This window comes from Streptomyces sp. NPDC046122 (assembly GCF_056429965.1).
Genome location: NZ_JBWKLQ010000027.1, coordinates 1 through 13,977, shown reverse-complemented (window position 1 = coordinate 13,977; position 13,977 = coordinate 1). Strand labels below are relative to the sequence as shown.

Genomic DNA, 13,977 nt, shown 5'->3' with positions numbered 1-13,977 from the left:
CGCCGCCGGCCCCCGCCCTGCGGACGCTTCACCTCCGTGGGCGGCACCACCCGCCGGAACAACACCCACAACTCGTCCGGCACCAAACGCTCAACTAGATCCGTCATGCACCGTTCAACGAACGATCAAGCCATAAGAAACGACGCCTAAGCCATGGCTTAAGGGCACACCGCCACGCTGCGGTTCCCGGCCAGCAGCTCCCGGCCGAGGGCAGTTGCCACGTGCAGGACGGAACCACCGCGCCGACTGGTGGTGATGAGGCGCGCGTCGCGCAGTGCCTTCGGGTGCTGGCTGCAACCATCGGCGGCCGCGCGCAGCGCGGCGGCCCGGGTACGTCCGAGCAGGGCACCCAGGGCATCGTCGGCCACGGAGCCCTTGGGCTGCCACAGCGCCGCGCCGGTGGCGGGATCGGTTACCGCGGGTACGGTCAGCCGCGGCATCGACGCGTCGTCGTACGGGTCGTACAGCAGGCTGAACTGACGCCAGGAGAACAGGGGTGGCACCAGCATCAGCCCTCTGCGTCACTTCGCTGAGGGGCTGGCCCTGCGCTCCGGGGCGGAAGATGATCGTGGGGAGGGGTGGAACACACGCTCGAAGTGCCATCCCTGCAAGGTTCTCCGGCCGATACTTCCCAACCTCCGGAGTGGCGTAGTCGAACGGAGACATCCCTGTAGAGAGGACAGAGGGCAGAGGGCGATGAGTGTGACTGAGAGTTGGTCGCGTGTGATGAGCCTTCTTCGGGAGGACGCGCTGGCCGATCACGCAGATCTGCCAGGGCCCGCTACGGAGCAGATGCTCGCGGCAGCCGAGGAACGGATGGGGATCTCCCTGCATAAGGACGGCCATGGAAACAGCATTCAAATACCGACTCCGCGGCCAGATCGGCGGGCTGGCAGCCGACTTGACCGCCCGCCCCGCTGTATCCACTCCGCCCCCCGACCACTCACTGCGGATCCACCAGAAAGTTTGGCTATCCCACCCAATTAGCGGACTTTACTGGAAGGATGCCGCTTGGTTCTCCTTTGGAGTGGCGCTGCACGCAGAAATCTTGGCGTCACGCTATCCAGAAGGACTTGGTATCCAGGTCGTCTCGCTTCAAGCGCCATTGAGCGACTACCGATCCGAAGTTGCGGCACTCGCAATGGATGGGTGGCTGCGCGCTGAATTTAATCTACCAGGCGTCGGAGCCGAAGCTACGCTTAGAGCAGACGGTGAGTGCACTTTCCATTGGGGAAATATTGAATCACCATTTGTGGATCGCCCATGAGGGTTGAAGTGGGTGAGGTGTGAGGCTGTGCACGTATTGGTGTGTCGAGAACGCGTGCAACCTGGTAAATGCCGAGAGGCGTCAGCAGTTCTGGCTCCCATGGCGCCAACGCCCATTTCAGGTCTTCCGAGTTCGGTTCGCCTGTCCAGGACTGCAGGTAGCGTGCCGCGACCAGCAAGTCCAAGGGTCGGTCAATTCCCTTGGTTTAAGGCTCCGTCTGCGGTGGGAGCGGGGGAGGCGTCTGGGCAGTAGCTGGCGTGATCTGGCCATGGGTCGGCGCCGGTTTCGGGTTCGTAGAAGCGTAGTTCGCCGCACAGGGTGCACCGTTGGGCGTGGGTGGTTGACGGCAGGCAGTGGAACTCGCGGGCGTCGCCGGACAGTGCGTAGGGCTCGATCATGGGCTGCTGGTTTCCCCCGCGGGCGAGAATGAAGTCCGTGTGACCGCATCCCTTTCGGGTGGTGGCGTTCGCGGGATGCTGACAGCAGAGGCTCACTGCGCCCGCTCGCTCTCGCCGGCACGGGTGGCGGTCAGGTCGTGGGTTGTTGCGTCGTGCATGAGGTGTTCGAGGGTGGCCAGATCGTTGAGGGCGCCGGTGCCGTCCGGCAGGACGAGCCAGCGCAGACGTCCGCGCGTGGGCCGCGGCCACGGGGTGGCGATCCAGGCGCCTGCGCCGGCGCAGCGGATTCCGGAGGCGAACCAGCCGGCAGTGGCGCCGGGCGGCACGAAGAACCCGGTGAGCCTGGCGCAGGTGTCGAACAGGACCGGGCCGGGCCGTAGTCGGCAGGCGCTCATGGCGCGCAGGAGGGCGAAGCCCAGCCGCTCGGGTGTGATCACGACGTCCCACCGGCGGCCGGCCGGAAGCAGGGCGACGTCCGGCTGGTGACGCCGCCACTGCCTGGCGCAGGCGACCGGATCCCATGCCGCGTCGGCCAGCCATTCCATCGCATGCGTCGTGTTGCCCATACAGACCACCCCTGCATTCCGGGCCGGTGGAACGAACAGCCGTGCTCCGACCGGCAGCCATCACTGCTCGTCACATGCTGTCACCATTTGTTACCGAAAGAGCAAGGGGGCGTTCACGGAAGCCCACCAGAAGAGGCGGTGCCGGCTCATGCTGCCAGGCCACCGGCTCAGGCCCTCGTGCGCACTCTGGCGCCGGATGCGCATGCATCCGGGTTTCGGGGGCAACCGCTGGTCAGGGCGGGCTCCCGCGGTTGTTCCTCCGTCGCTGCAGGAGCCGCCCGTCCTCTTTTCTTCGCGGGTTTTTGCGATGTGGGTTCGGGTGTGCGAAGAAACGTGCAGAACGGTTGTTGCGAAGATCTGGTCCGCTGGGTGGGGTGGTGTGCGGGGTGGCGTGTGGGGTCGTGCGCCGGAGTACGCAAGCGCTTTCCGTTTACGGTTCAACGGGTGGGTGTAGCTGTCAGTGAATGTCAGGCTCACGCCTAACTGTCCATTCATGTGCTGTACATCCGTGTGTTACGGAAATGTCCGTAATCGGTAACGTGGTGTCAGGCGCGCCCCAACGGCCGGTGCCGGCGGGCCAGAGTTCGGGTCCTCGGCACCGACAGGGACCGAGACCCACACCGCACCGTCGACCGTTCTTGGCTGGTGGTGCACATGATCTGAGGGGACATCACTCTTGTCTGCTTCTTCTGCCCGTCGTCTGGCCGCCTCTGTTCTCGCGGCCGGAGCGATCGTTTCCGCCGCCGCTCTGCCGGCCATGGCCCACGACCGTGACGAGGACCGGCAGCAGCGCCGCTCGGGCGTCGAGATCAGCGCAGTCCAGGCCGACAGCCCCGGCCCCGACACCCGCTCGAACCGGTCGCTGAACCGCGAGTGGATCGAGATCACCAACAGCCACCGCCGTGCAGTGAACCTGGACGGCTGGACCCTGCGCGACCGTGACGGAAACCGCTACCGCTTCCACGACGTACGCCTCGCCGGCCGCTCAACCGTCCGTATCCACACCGGTGTCGGCCGCGACACCCGCACCGACCTCTACATGGACCGCCACCACTACATGTGGGACAACCGCTCCGACACCGCGACCCTGCGCAACGACCGCGGCTACACCGTGGACACCGAGTCCTGGGGCCGTGGCGGACATCACCGCGGCTGACCCCACCACCCGCACCTGACACGGGTACCTGGCCACACGAGGGCGGCGCGCCGATGGCGCCCCCACGTGTGGCCCACTCACGCAAGGACGGTTCTGGGTCCGACGGCACCGGCGCACGGCCGCCCTGAGCCCAACCGGGGCGGGCTTACATCATCGTGCCAGGGCGTCGGATGATGGATTGGGTGCCCTCTGCGCTACTTCTCGGTTTGAGTCCCACCGCGTTTGCCCACACGACCGCCGCTCCTTCAACCACGGTGGCGAGCGGCGCGGCGGCCGCAGACGTGTCCCAGTCAGCGGCCGAAAGGCACCGGACGGTGGTGTGCAGGCCGTGGGGACCAGCGGGGGGCAGCGACCGGGGCTATGTGAGAGGGGTTCCGCGGGAACCGGCCGGCAAGCAGCCCTGGCACTGGCCAGCGAAGACGACTCACACAGCCGCCCTATGGCAGACGATTCCTGGGCGGGTGAGTAAGGATGGTCCTGAATGATCACCGCTGACCGTTCCGGAGGGGACCATGGCCGACGTCTGGGTGCTGAGTCCAAGTCATGACGAGCCGGAGAAGAGCCGTCTGATCCGTTCCGACGCCATCACCTACCTCAGCACGTCCGCCGAGGAGCTTGTCGCGGCCCGCGTCGGCTCGGACGACACCGTGGTTCTGGTTCACCGGGCCACCCAAGGCGGGAGGGATCTCCCCGAGGACTTCCACCTTGCCTACCTGGCGAAACTCGCCGTGGCCCGCGGGCGGGCCCGCGTGAGCGAAGAGGACCTGGTGCTCCTCGCCGACACGGACGCCAACGGGGCATGGGACTGGTCAGTGGTCCCCGTCTCGGAGCTTTGGCCAGCCTGACTTACGGATTGGCCCGCCCTGCAGAAGGGGAAACCGGACGCATTCGCCGACGCCGCTGTGCCGGCCGGGTGGGGGCCCTGAGGGGTGGCAGGGCCCCCACGACGAGGGTCCGTGGGGACGGATGTCACTTACGCGTCGGCGGAACAACGACCATCACGCACCGGGGTCACTGTCTGCCCCCAGTGCGCTGTCTCGTAAGCGTCGTTATGTCTCGGGCTGCAGGAGGCGCGTCCTGTGGGCGCCCGGGCTACTTGGCTTTGTGATGGAGTGACGATCCAGGCGAAGTGTCTGAGGCAGGCCAGGCGGGCTGACCAGGCATGACTACGCCGCTTCCGCCCCGCCGGCGCCGGCTTCCGGCTCGTGCACATGCTTCAGCGCCATCCGCTGCTCCACCCTCTTGCTCACATCCACTGTCTCCCAGTACGGATGCGTCGACACCACGGCCGACAGCTCGAGGAGCTCACGGCGCAGGCGGACGACCGCCGCCTTCTGCTCCTCGGTGTAACCGGGGCTGGGCGGCAGGCTGCGGGGTTCCGCGTCGCTGTAGAGAACCTTCGGGGCCGTCCACCCTTCGGAGGGCTCTACCGACCAGGGGAGAGTGCGGCCGAGGGTTTCGTACTCCTCCCACGTCTGGTGCAGACGCAACTGAGCTGCGCGAAGGTCTTCGGGAAAGTCGTACGTAGCCACCCCGGAATGATGCTTCTGTTCGATTCCCTGCGGCTGGCAGGCGCGCGCACGGACACACGCCGATCAGCCCCCTGGCGGCAGTCAGCCAGTGAGCGGGTCCGTCCGCTGCAGGCGGTCCCCCCCACGCCGATCGGTCGTCGTGGCGCCTCGTACTGCTCCTCCAGGTCGTCTCGGTAGGAGGTTGGGTCGTCTCAGTCGGCGGAGTGCCCCGGCTCTTCGGGCAGGCGGTCCGCACCGCGACCAGCTGCCCCTTGCGAACGGGGCGGCAGCCATCGCCTCCCGGTCGCGGCGGGCGATGGCTTCCTGACCGGCCTGATTGTCGGCGCGCTCGGCCGCTCAGCTGGTGCTGCTTCATGGTCAGTGGATGTGTTGGGTGACGACGTATCGGATCTTGCTGGGTTCTTCTCCCATGACGTCTGCGGTGTCGGTCGTGGAGTAGCCGAGCACGTTGTGCAGGACGAGGGCGTCGTACTGCACGTCACGGCGGGATCGTGGCGAGGAGAGGTTATTGGTGGCCCAGGTGCGGGAGGTGAGGATGTTCCAGGCGTGGGCGTTGGGGTTGAGTCTGCTGACGATGAAGGGCCACTGTGTGGCCAGTTCGCCGAAGGTCTCGCGTACGACGACGGTTGCGGCGGCTTCGGACAGGTGGGCCAGGGCGTAGTCGAGGTAGCGCTTCCAGTGCAGTGCGTAGAACGCCTCGAACGCGGGGGGCAGCGTGATGCCCGGGCACTGTCCGGCCGGCCGTGTGCGAGGCGCCGGCTTGGGAAGAGGCGGGCGGTCGCCGGAAGATCGCTGGGACAGTCGGGTGGGGCTGCTGTGTTGTGGGGCGGCGGCGACCATGGTGGCTCCTTCCAGGGGCGTGGGCCTTGGTCGGCGGGCGGTCAGAAGGCTTCGGCGAGCGGTCCGCGTTGCTCGCTGAGCGTGGGGTGGCCGGGTTGGGTGGGCAGGGCGTGGCGTGCGGCGTCCCACAGTGGTCGGAAGGCCTGGGGCTGCCCGTGCAGGGCACCGACGAGTTGGTCGACCGTTTCCCACGGGGGGATCTCCTGGCCGTTGAGGACGGCGTGGATGTGTTCCACGCTGAGCCGGTTGCCGCTTTGGCTGCGGACGTGGTCGAGGGGTGGGCGGGCCGCTGAGAGGTAGAGGCCTCGTAGCGCGGCGGTGAGCTGGCCGGGTTCGGCTATGCGGTGGCCGCGGGTGGTGTCCCACAGCGGTCGGATGTCGGCGGGGTCGCCGCCGCAGGACTGGGTCAGGCGGCTAGCGATCCGCCAGGAGGGGCAGCGGTCGCCGGTGAGGATCCGCGAGATGTAGGAGGGGGAGACTCCGACCTCCTCGCTCAGGGCGCGGATGCTCTTGTGGCTGGAGCGTTGCAGATGGGAGAAGGCGAGGGCGAGGGTAGCGGCCGGGTCGTTGTCACCTGGGCGCTCCGCGTCGTTGTCTGCCACGGCCAACCGCGGGCCCGGCAGGGTGCAAGCGCCCCCTGCCGGGCCCGCCCCGTTGGAGGGGGGCGGCGCGGGCGCGGCGGTGCTGGTGGTGCGTGGCAGGGTACGGCCGGTGCGTTCCATGCGGCCGCGCATCCGGCGCTCGACGCTGTCGGCCGAGTGGTCGCGGCCGAGCTTGTCCACGCTGATGTGCAAGGCCGAGGCGAGGGCGGGAGGCTTGATGCCGCGGTCGCGGGCCTGCTGCACCAGGGCATCGCGCAGATCGTCGACATCCTTGGCCACCTTGGACAACCAGGGCAGGGCCTGGAGCGGATCGCCGTGGCCGACGACTTCCTGCAGCATGCCGGTTTGGTGGACAAGGTCAGCGGCCACCTGCACGGCGTAGGCGTCGTGGGCCCGGGTTTCGGGGGTGCGCTGTGCGTTGCGGGCCTTGCGGTACGCGCGTCCGCATTTGTCACTGCAGTACAGGCGGCGGCGGCCGGCCGGACTCTGGTCAAGCTTGTTCTGACACCCGGCAGCCAGACAGCGGTAGTCGCGGAGCATGAGATAGGGGTCCCTTTCGGGGGATGTGCTTTCCAGTAATTCATCGCAGAAAACGGAGGATCTGCCCGTGCACGGAGAGGCAGCGCCTCCCGTGTTGGCCTGCGGTGGCAACGAACCGAGAGCGCGGGACGGCCGCAGTGGTGGGGCCGGGACCGGCCCGGCCCGGCCACTTACGGACCGTCAGATCGCGCGAAGCTGCCGGTGGCGGCGGTAATGGACCCAGGAATGCCGCGTGGCGCCCAGGACCAGGAGCAGAGCCGCGAGGACTGCTTCGGCAGCACTCGGGCGGAAAATCAGCACGATGCCCGCGACAGGGAACGCAACGAACGCCCCTACCTGCATGTTGACTTGCTTGTCACGCCGTTCGGTGGTTTCAGCCACTCGGAACTGCGGGATGTTAGGTTCGGGTCGCACCGGCCGGGCCTTCCACGGAAGCCGGCGGGGCGTCAGGTCAGGGGACATCACACGTCTCCTCGATCGAGTCGAACAATGAACGGGCGGTTCCTGGTCTCGGTTGGCGCCATGCCAGGGCCGCTCGTGACTCGGGACGCTACCTGTTCACGCAGACGAACCACCATCACTACAGCCCGTTAATGGAACTAATGCGGTTCTCGAACGGGCGCACAGGAGAAATGCCGCCAAACTTGATCGAAAACGGTCAGACCGCGGTCGTAGCGCGTCGCACGTGGCACCGATGTGAACTGCCCCTCAAGTGCGCCCCGCAACACACCCTCTCGGCCTCCGGCGTACCCCAGCGCACCCGGCCAGCGTCCCGGTCGCGGACGAGTCGGCCAAAGCCTCGCGCGGACAACACAGCGGGCCGGCAAGCAGTCCCGAGCTGAGGGCTGGTTTTTCGGTAAGTAGCGTTCCGCGCACGACCTCACCCCGTCTGCGTTGCCCAAGGCGGCGAGTTGCGTGCGCTCGGCGCCGGTGGACCGCGGGGCTGCGGTCCTGCCCGCCGTCTCCGCGTGCGGCCGGAGGCGGCATTGGGTTCTGCACCAGGGTCACCCTGCTGCCCAGGGGAACTCCGAGGACGGCGAGTTCCTCGCGGGGTGGATCGGCACCGCCCACGTGACGATGGTCGGCGTCCAGGACAAGCGTGAGGTCCCTGCCGAGTACCGGGCTGTGGTCGATGAGGCGATGAGAAACAAGTTGCGCCGGGTACTGCAAACGGTGTGGGGCGAACCGGGTCCGGCGCCTGTTGAGCGCGGCTCGGTGACGCTGATGACGCAGGAGTTCCGGGCGGCCGTCGCAGACAGCGGCACCTGAATCTGCCCTGGCCGGGGGGCCGGGACGGGCCGCGAGGCTTGTCGGCACGGAGCCCCGGGCCTTGTCACGACTCGGGGCTTCTCTGTGCGTCTCGCTTGACCTGCCGGGTTCAACGACCGGCCGCAGCCGATGTCACGCCCCTTCCCCTGCCAGGGTGGCCGACGTCTGGCGATTACCAGCCACCCCGCAGCAAATCCCGGCATCGGCCTTTCCTGGCCGGGATGATCAGCTTGTGGGTGCCCCCCTCTACGCCCACGTGAACCGGAGGAGTGGGTATGGCCGAGCGTCAGAGCGGCATCGTGAAGTGGTTCAACGATGAGAAGGGCTTCGGCTTCATCACCCCGGAAAACGGTCCGGACCTGTTCGTGCATTTCAGGGCAATCCAGGGCAACGGCTTCAAGAGCCTCAAGGAAGGCCAGAGGGTGACCTTCGTCGCGGTGCAGGGGCAGAAGGGTATGCAGGCGGAAGAGGTTATCGCGGAGGTGTGAGCCCTGGTTCGGTGTCGTCGTACGGCGCGGCGGCAGCGACTGTGGTGATGTCAGGCCGCCGGGGTCGCGGCAGCGATCTGCCGTTCGGTCTCGGCCGACATCGCCTCGATGGTTGCGGTGTCATACGTGGGTTACCGGCTTGCGGCCTCCTCATATCGAGAGGCAGTTGAAGCCCATTGAGGCGAGCCATGAGACGGAGCGAGCGAGGGAGGCGAGGGGGAATCGGGGGCTCAATGAACTCAGCCGGCTCTCTGTGGCTCCCCGGGAGTCCGAAGGTCCGGATGCCCAGGTTCCCTCTCTGCTGAGCTGAGAGCCGCCATTCTTCCGGTGGGCTCAAGAGGTGTTGGCATGCCTACTCCGCAGGTGGTTGCAGTTGTCGCAGCCGAGTCCATCGCCATCAACCCAGCCGGTGCAGGGGCAGAAGAGGCAGGCCGTTGCGTCCTCGTCGAAGCGCAAGCCGCTAGCCGCCAGACGCGCGGTAGCGGCTTCTTCGACGCTGCGTATCTGCTCATCAAGCTTCGCGAACTCAGCTTGATTCTCTGCGTATGCCCTTCTCTGGGCCTCTGTCAGGGTTGCGCTGCTCTCCGGTTGCATGATCCCTCCCGGCGAGGAGTGGGGCGTCCGGTACTCCAATCATCCTCCGACAACTACAGCGGCGCATGTCGCCAAAGGAAGGGGCCTGCCATGGCCACCGTCGTTACCGATCCGACCATCACCGTGAGGAAACAGGCGGATCTCATCGGCTTTCGGCATTCCATACTCCAGGAGTATCCGGCTGTCACCCCTGGGCAGGCCCGGCTGCGACGCTCCCCAGCCCGCCACACGTGCCTTCGTTCGCTGATGCTGGGACCCGCACCGGACGGCGTAGAAGCTGCTGCAGCTCTGCACAGACTCAGAAACGGGAACGATGCAGACGAAGGCAGGTCCGCATCCCGTAAGGCTGGGGTCCGCACGCATCGCAACAGAGTCCACCGACTCGAGGTGACGGCGGACCAACGCGCCATGAGGCACGGTGAGACAACGCCTTTCGCTACTGTCGAGGCCATGTTGTATCGCTCAAGGCGCTTGGAAGCGCTACTCGGTGGCTCCCTGGACACGGTCACGTACGCCGACGTCGCCGCGTTGGAAGGCAACCCGGAAGCAGCCGAGAGCGAGGACCTGGACTACAAGCGGGAGATGCCAGCTGCCACTGACGAGCAGAAGGCCGAGCTTGCCAAGGACGTCGCTGCGTTCGCTAACCACATCGGCGGGCTCCTGGTCGTCGGAATGGCAGAAGCCAAGGGGGTACCTTCGAAGGTGATGGACGGCGACATCTCCGACAGCCGCCAGCGCCATCTCCACCAGGTTGTGGCCCGCCACACCGCGCCCCCCGTCCGGTTCAGCATGCGGGCCCTACCCAACCCAGACCCCGACGCGCAGGGGAAAGGGTTCCTCCTCCTCGCAGTCCCTCGTAGCCCCCAAGGCCCGCACGCGGTTACCGCCCCATTGACGAAGGCAACCAAGGAAGCCTTGCTGTATCCGCGCCGCGGGGCCTCCAAGACCGACTGGCTGACCGAGACGGACGTCGCCACGGCCTATCAGCGCCGCTTCAACGCCGCCGCCGATCGCAGCCGGCGCCTGAACACCGTTGAGCGCGAGCTGCTCCAGGCGCTGCCGGCCAGCAACATGCCGCACCTGATCGTGTCGCTGACGCCGGAGAACCCGGGGGACATGACGATCAGCCGCGAGTCCTTCGACCAACATCGGGGAGAGTTGCTGAGTACCAGCCTGATCGGCGATGACATGTCTGTCTTCCAAGGCGTCCGAATCGGCTCGAGGCGAATCATTGCCTACGGCGGAGAATCCCAGGGCCATTTCTACAACCAGTGCGATCTGCACCGGGACGGATCAGGGTCATGGGCGCTTCGCCTGTATGACAACACCAGCAACATCAATGGGTCGGAGTTTCATTGGGCCGAGCCCGATACCCTGGTGTGGCTCCTCCTGTCAGCCCTTCACGTCCTTGGCGGACATGCACGGGACCGCACCGGAGCCACCAGCACCGCGCTCCTCAAGGCCGCTGTCGTTGATGCTCCGCACTCCCATCCCGACGGACCGCCCAGGCCCCAGATGTACCCGCTGCCCCCCTTCCGCATCGACACAATGCGCGCTAGCGGCACTGAGCGCTTGCCTTTGAGTACCCAGTTCTGCGCGTACGCCGACGGTGAAGCCGTAGCGCTCCTGGACGACCTTGCTGACGCGGGGTCAGCGCTTGTCCAGACCGCATCACTATTGGCTGACGAACTGGTACAAGCGTTCGGCATCGCCGAGGCATCGCCGCTCACGCGAGTCGGCCAACTACGCCAGAACGGATGGTCCCAGCAGCTGAGCCACCAGATGTTGCCGTGGGCCAGGGCACACGAAATCGAAGTGCTTAATGCGCGCGAGTAGACGCTTGCGTGCGAAAGCACGAGGAAGGACGTAGACGTGGTTGAGGATGTTCTCCTGTCCTGGTTCCCCGGCGATCGTGCCGTCATTGACGACGACCCGCATGAGGTCCTCTTGCGTCTCATGCCGCCCGGCTGACCTGGTGGTTGGGGTTCGGTGGGCCCTGTGGCGGTCCCTACCTTCTCCCCTACGGTTTCCCCTACGGTGTCCCGCGCCCACGGCGGGCACGTTTGTGCAGCTCAGGCCCCTGGACCAGCCCGTTTCCGGCACTTCGACAACCCTCTTCTCACCCGTCTATGTCAGTGGAGAGTGGTAGGAGAGGTGAGTATCGGGTTCCGGGGCGCCGGGGCGGGCCGGCTGCCGGCCGCCGCTGGACGGTCGGCAGGGCGTGGGGGAGGGGCGGGGTGCTGGTGGGTGGGACGAAGGCGCGGCCGTACGGGTCGACGACGAAGGCGCGGACGTGGGTGCTGGCGGCGCTCGGGGTGGTGAAGGTCGCGACGGCCGAGCAGATCCGGCAGTTGACGTGTCCGGGCACCGCGGACGCGCAGACGGTCCGCAACGCTGCGAAGGACCTCGGGGTGGAGGGCCTGGTCGTTTCGCTCGGGTCCGCGACCCGGATCAACGACAAGGGCAACCGGGTGTCGGAGAAGCTGTGGAACCTGACTCCGGCCGGCCTGGCGGCAGCGAGTGTGGTCCTGGGCCGTGAGGTGAAGGAGATGGGTGGCACGGCGAAGGCGTCGGTGCCCTCAGGTGCTCCGCACGCGCGGAAGGTCACTGACACGATCACCGCGTTCCTCCAGCCGGTCCCGGAGCCGACCCGGCCGGTCGTCCGCAAAACCCAGCCGCCGGCGGTCCCGGCGCAGACGACGGCCGGTCCGTCCCGGCCGGCAGGGATCGGCACGCTGGCCTCGTGGGAGACGGAGGTTGTGCTGCCGGTGGCGGGCACGTTCACCACTCCGGCCAAGGGCAGCCCCCGCGCGGACGCTGTTCTGAACGCACCTGGGGCCGGGTTGCCGGTGCTGTTCGTGGAGGTCGACAACGGCACCGAGGACCGGCAGATCGTCGCCAACAAGATTTTCAAGTACCGCCGGTTCTTCCGCCGCACGCTCAAGGAGATAGGCGCCCGGGACGTCCCGATGTGGCGGACGCTTTACGGCGACCACGGCCGCCAGGGACACCCGCCTGTGGCGATCGTGTTCACCAAGCAGGTCGGGTCCGAGGCGATGATGAACCGCATGAAGGCCATCCGTGACCTTTCCACGGAGTGCTGGAAAGGCCACTGGCATGACGGCAGCCTGTACGGGACACATGTGAAGGACGGCTACCGCGACTACGACGACACCGTCCCCGTCATCGTCACCACCCTCGCCCGCCTACAACAGCACGGCCCCCACGGACCCATCTGGTGGCGCTACGGCCACTCGACGTGGGAGACCCTCGAAGCGGCTCTGGACAACCCGGACGACTACCGGGCCTTCTCCGTCCGGGACGAGGAACGCCGCCTCGAGCGCCGCGCCCAGGAGGAGCGCGAGCAGCGCGAGCGGGAAGAGGTCGAGCAGCGGCGGAGGGCCGCCGCGTGGGCGTGTTCGACGTGCGGCCGTGAGGTCTACCCGGACGGCTGGCAGTCCGTACCGGCGGGCAGCGACTGCTCCGTGTGTACCTCCGCCAAGGAGCGGGAGCGCCTGGCGGCGGAGGAACGGGCGGCTGAAGAGGCGCAGGCGAAGGCGGAAGCGGAGGCGTGGCGCAAGGAGAACGGTATCTTCGGCTTCCTCCGCCGCTGACACCGGAGCTCTGCCGGTCCTGCAGACCGTCGCCGGTTCAGTGCGCCCTGATCTCCTCGCTGAGTGCGCTCCGTTAGTGGCGCGTGCAGTGCCCGGGGGCAGTGACCACTTAGTTGTCATCTAAGTGGTCACTCGATACGCTCGACGCAGATGTTATAGAGGGTCTGCCTCCGGCAAGAGGCAGACCCCCAGCGCAGCTACATGAGCCCGGTCGCCCTCCCAGGGGCCGGGCTCGCTGCGTATGCGAAACCCGTACGACCGCTCCTCATGCCGCACAGTCCTCCCTTACTGGAAGAACTGCCCTACTGCTGCGATGACCCCTACGACCAAGCTCGCCGCGGCCAGCCAAACGGTCCACCTCTCGGGACCAGACCACCCACTGGGCTGCTTGTTCATGTCCGTGGTCATCACTGCCTCACCTTCTTCTCAGGCCCTATGACTAGGGCGGATGTGCACCGGTACCGGACGGAATCGGCGCAACTGACCGTTCTCCCTGCGGAGTTCGGCAACTGAGAGGAGAAGTAGCTGAAGCGATCACAGCATACGAACAATCACCGCTTGGCGTTTTCGGGGGGCTGCAATTCACCAGCCTGACTTCAGACTGCCCACTCCAGCCCGAGGTTGGCGAGGGCGGCGAGCTGGTCGTCGGTGAGCCGGTCCCGTCGGCATTTCTGGTTGCTCAGCTATACATCGAGTCGCGCCGACGTGCCGTCGGGCAGCCCTTCGACGTGCTGTCGTCCGCCTACGGCCTCGGGCCGTTGGGGCGGACCGTCGACTTGCAGTGGCCCGCCTACAACAGCATGGCCCCCGCGGCCGCATCTGGTGGCGCTAGGCATTCCATGTAGGGGACTCGAAACGGCTCTCGTCAACCCGGAGGGCCCATCCGTCAGTAGTTCTTCGGATGGGCCCTTGTGGTGTCTACGTGCTTAGACCGTGTCCTATGTGGTGAGTCGGGCAAGTTGTTTGTAGCAACAGAGGGCGGCGGCGAGGCCAAGAAAGGCCAGGTAGTTGCGGGGGTGGCGTTCGTAGCGGTGGTTGAGCCGGCGGTATCCGGTCAGCCAGGACATGGTGCGTTCGATGACCCATCTGCGGCGCCCCAGTCGTTCGCTGG

General features: G+C 66.9%; 13 protein-coding genes. 6 read left to right on the top strand and 7 right to left on the bottom strand.

From position 1 onward, the window contains the following. Positions 1–158 precede the first annotated feature (158 nt). Together AC07FK_RS33455 and AC07FK_RS33450 are read right to left on the bottom strand one after the other, a co-directional pair. The gene (locus AC07FK_RS33455) at positions 159–509 is read right to left on the bottom strand and encodes a hypothetical protein (RefSeq protein WP_479108672.1); all 351 of its coding nucleotides are present in this window, start codon (positions 507–509) and stop codon (positions 159–161) included. A gap of 1,248 nt (positions 510–1,757) precedes the next feature. Next, the gene (locus AC07FK_RS33450) at positions 1,758–2,231 is read right to left on the bottom strand and encodes a hypothetical protein (protein ID WP_479108671.1); all 474 of its coding nucleotides are present in this window, start codon (positions 2,229–2,231) and stop codon (positions 1,758–1,760) included. Positions 2,232–2,907: 676 nt separating this feature from the next. On the opposite strand from AC07FK_RS33450, the gene AC07FK_RS33445 reads away from it, so the two are divergent. Together AC07FK_RS33445 and AC07FK_RS33440 are read left to right on the top strand one after the other, a co-directional pair. Further along, on the top strand, positions 2,908–3,387 hold the full coding sequence (locus AC07FK_RS33445; RefSeq protein ID WP_479108670.1) for a lamin tail domain-containing protein: 480 nt from the start codon (positions 2,908–2,910) through the stop codon (positions 3,385–3,387). Positions 3,388–3,899: 512 nt separating this feature from the next. Then, on the top strand, positions 3,900–4,232 hold the full coding sequence (locus AC07FK_RS33440) for a hypothetical protein (RefSeq protein WP_479108416.1): 333 nt from the start codon (positions 3,900–3,902) through the stop codon (positions 4,230–4,232). 321 nt (positions 4,233–4,553) lie between these two features. Here AC07FK_RS33440 and AC07FK_RS33435 read toward each other — a convergent pair whose 3' ends face one another. The 4 genes from AC07FK_RS33435 to AC07FK_RS33420 form a co-directional block, all read right to left on the bottom strand. Next, complete coding sequence (locus tag AC07FK_RS33435; protein ID WP_479108669.1) at positions 4,554–4,919, bottom strand: hypothetical protein; 366 nt, start codon at positions 4,917–4,919, stop codon at positions 4,554–4,556. A gap of 357 nt (positions 4,920–5,276) precedes the next feature. Next, the gene (locus AC07FK_RS33430; RefSeq protein WP_479108668.1) at positions 5,277–5,759 is read right to left on the bottom strand and encodes a hypothetical protein; all 483 of its coding nucleotides are present in this window, start codon (positions 5,757–5,759) and stop codon (positions 5,277–5,279) included. A 41-nt stretch (positions 5,760–5,800) separates the two neighbouring features. Beyond that, positions 5,801–6,700, bottom strand: coding sequence for a helix-turn-helix domain-containing protein (locus AC07FK_RS33425; protein WP_479108667.1), 900 nt, complete (start codon positions 6,698–6,700; stop codon positions 5,801–5,803). Between the two features lie 381 nt (positions 6,701–7,081). Next, positions 7,082–7,282 carry a hypothetical protein gene (locus AC07FK_RS33420; protein ID WP_479108666.1) on the bottom strand — a complete coding sequence of 67 codons (201 nt, stop codon included), beginning with the start codon at positions 7,280–7,282 and terminating at the stop codon, positions 7,082–7,084. A 534-nt stretch (positions 7,283–7,816) separates the two neighbouring features. On the opposite strand from AC07FK_RS33420, the gene AC07FK_RS33415 reads away from it, so the two are divergent. The 4 genes from AC07FK_RS33415 to AC07FK_RS33400 all read left to right on the top strand — a co-directional run bounded on the left by AC07FK_RS33415 (position 7,817) and on the right by AC07FK_RS33400 (position 12,866). Then, complete coding sequence (locus AC07FK_RS33415) at positions 7,817–8,170, top strand: hypothetical protein (protein ID WP_479108665.1); 354 nt, start codon at positions 7,817–7,819, stop codon at positions 8,168–8,170. A 275-nt stretch (positions 8,171–8,445) separates the two neighbouring features. Next, on the top strand, positions 8,446–8,658 hold the full coding sequence (locus tag AC07FK_RS33410; RefSeq protein WP_479108664.1) for a cold-shock protein: 213 nt from the start codon (positions 8,446–8,448) through the stop codon (positions 8,656–8,658). Positions 8,659–9,702: 1,044 nt separating this feature from the next. Further along, entirely contained in the window at positions 9,703–11,088 is a 1,386-nt protein-coding gene (locus tag AC07FK_RS33405) for an AlbA family DNA-binding domain-containing protein (protein ID WP_479108663.1), read from the top strand. Positions 11,089–11,495: 407 nt separating this feature from the next. Then, positions 11,496–12,866, top strand: coding sequence for a replication-relaxation family protein (locus AC07FK_RS33400; RefSeq protein WP_479108662.1), 1,371 nt, complete (start codon positions 11,496–11,498; stop codon positions 12,864–12,866). Positions 12,867–13,804: 938 nt separating this feature from the next. Here the strand turns inward: AC07FK_RS33400 and AC07FK_RS33395 are convergent. Then, positions 13,805–13,977: transposase (locus AC07FK_RS33395; protein ID WP_479108673.1), on the bottom strand; the 173-nt coding region annotated here is incomplete at its 5' end.

Bases quoted from the DNA above. Each gene is read 5' to 3' on its own strand.
- AC07FK_RS33455 (WP_479108672.1), bottom strand. From the start codon at position 509: ATGCTGGTGCCACCCCTGTTCTCCTGGCGTCAGTTCAGCCTGCTGTAC.
- AC07FK_RS33450 (WP_479108671.1), bottom strand. From the start codon at position 2,231: ATGGGCAACACGACGCATGCGATGGAATGGCTGGCCGACGCGGCATGG.
- AC07FK_RS33440 (WP_479108416.1), top strand. From the start codon at position 3,900: ATGGCCGACGTCTGGGTGCTGAGTCCAAGTCATGACGAGCCGGAGAAG.
- AC07FK_RS33430 (WP_479108668.1), bottom strand. From the start codon at position 5,759: ATGGTCGCCGCCGCCCCACAACACAGCAGCCCCACCCGACTGTCCCAG.
- AC07FK_RS33425 (WP_479108667.1), bottom strand. From the start codon at position 6,700: ATGCTGCAGGAAGTCGTCGGCCACGGCGATCCGCTCCAGGCCCTGCCC.
- AC07FK_RS33410 (WP_479108664.1), top strand. From the start codon at position 8,446: ATGGCCGAGCGTCAGAGCGGCATCGTGAAGTGGTTCAACGATGAGAAG.
- AC07FK_RS33405 (WP_479108663.1), top strand. From the start codon at position 9,703: ATGTTGTATCGCTCAAGGCGCTTGGAAGCGCTACTCGGTGGCTCCCTG.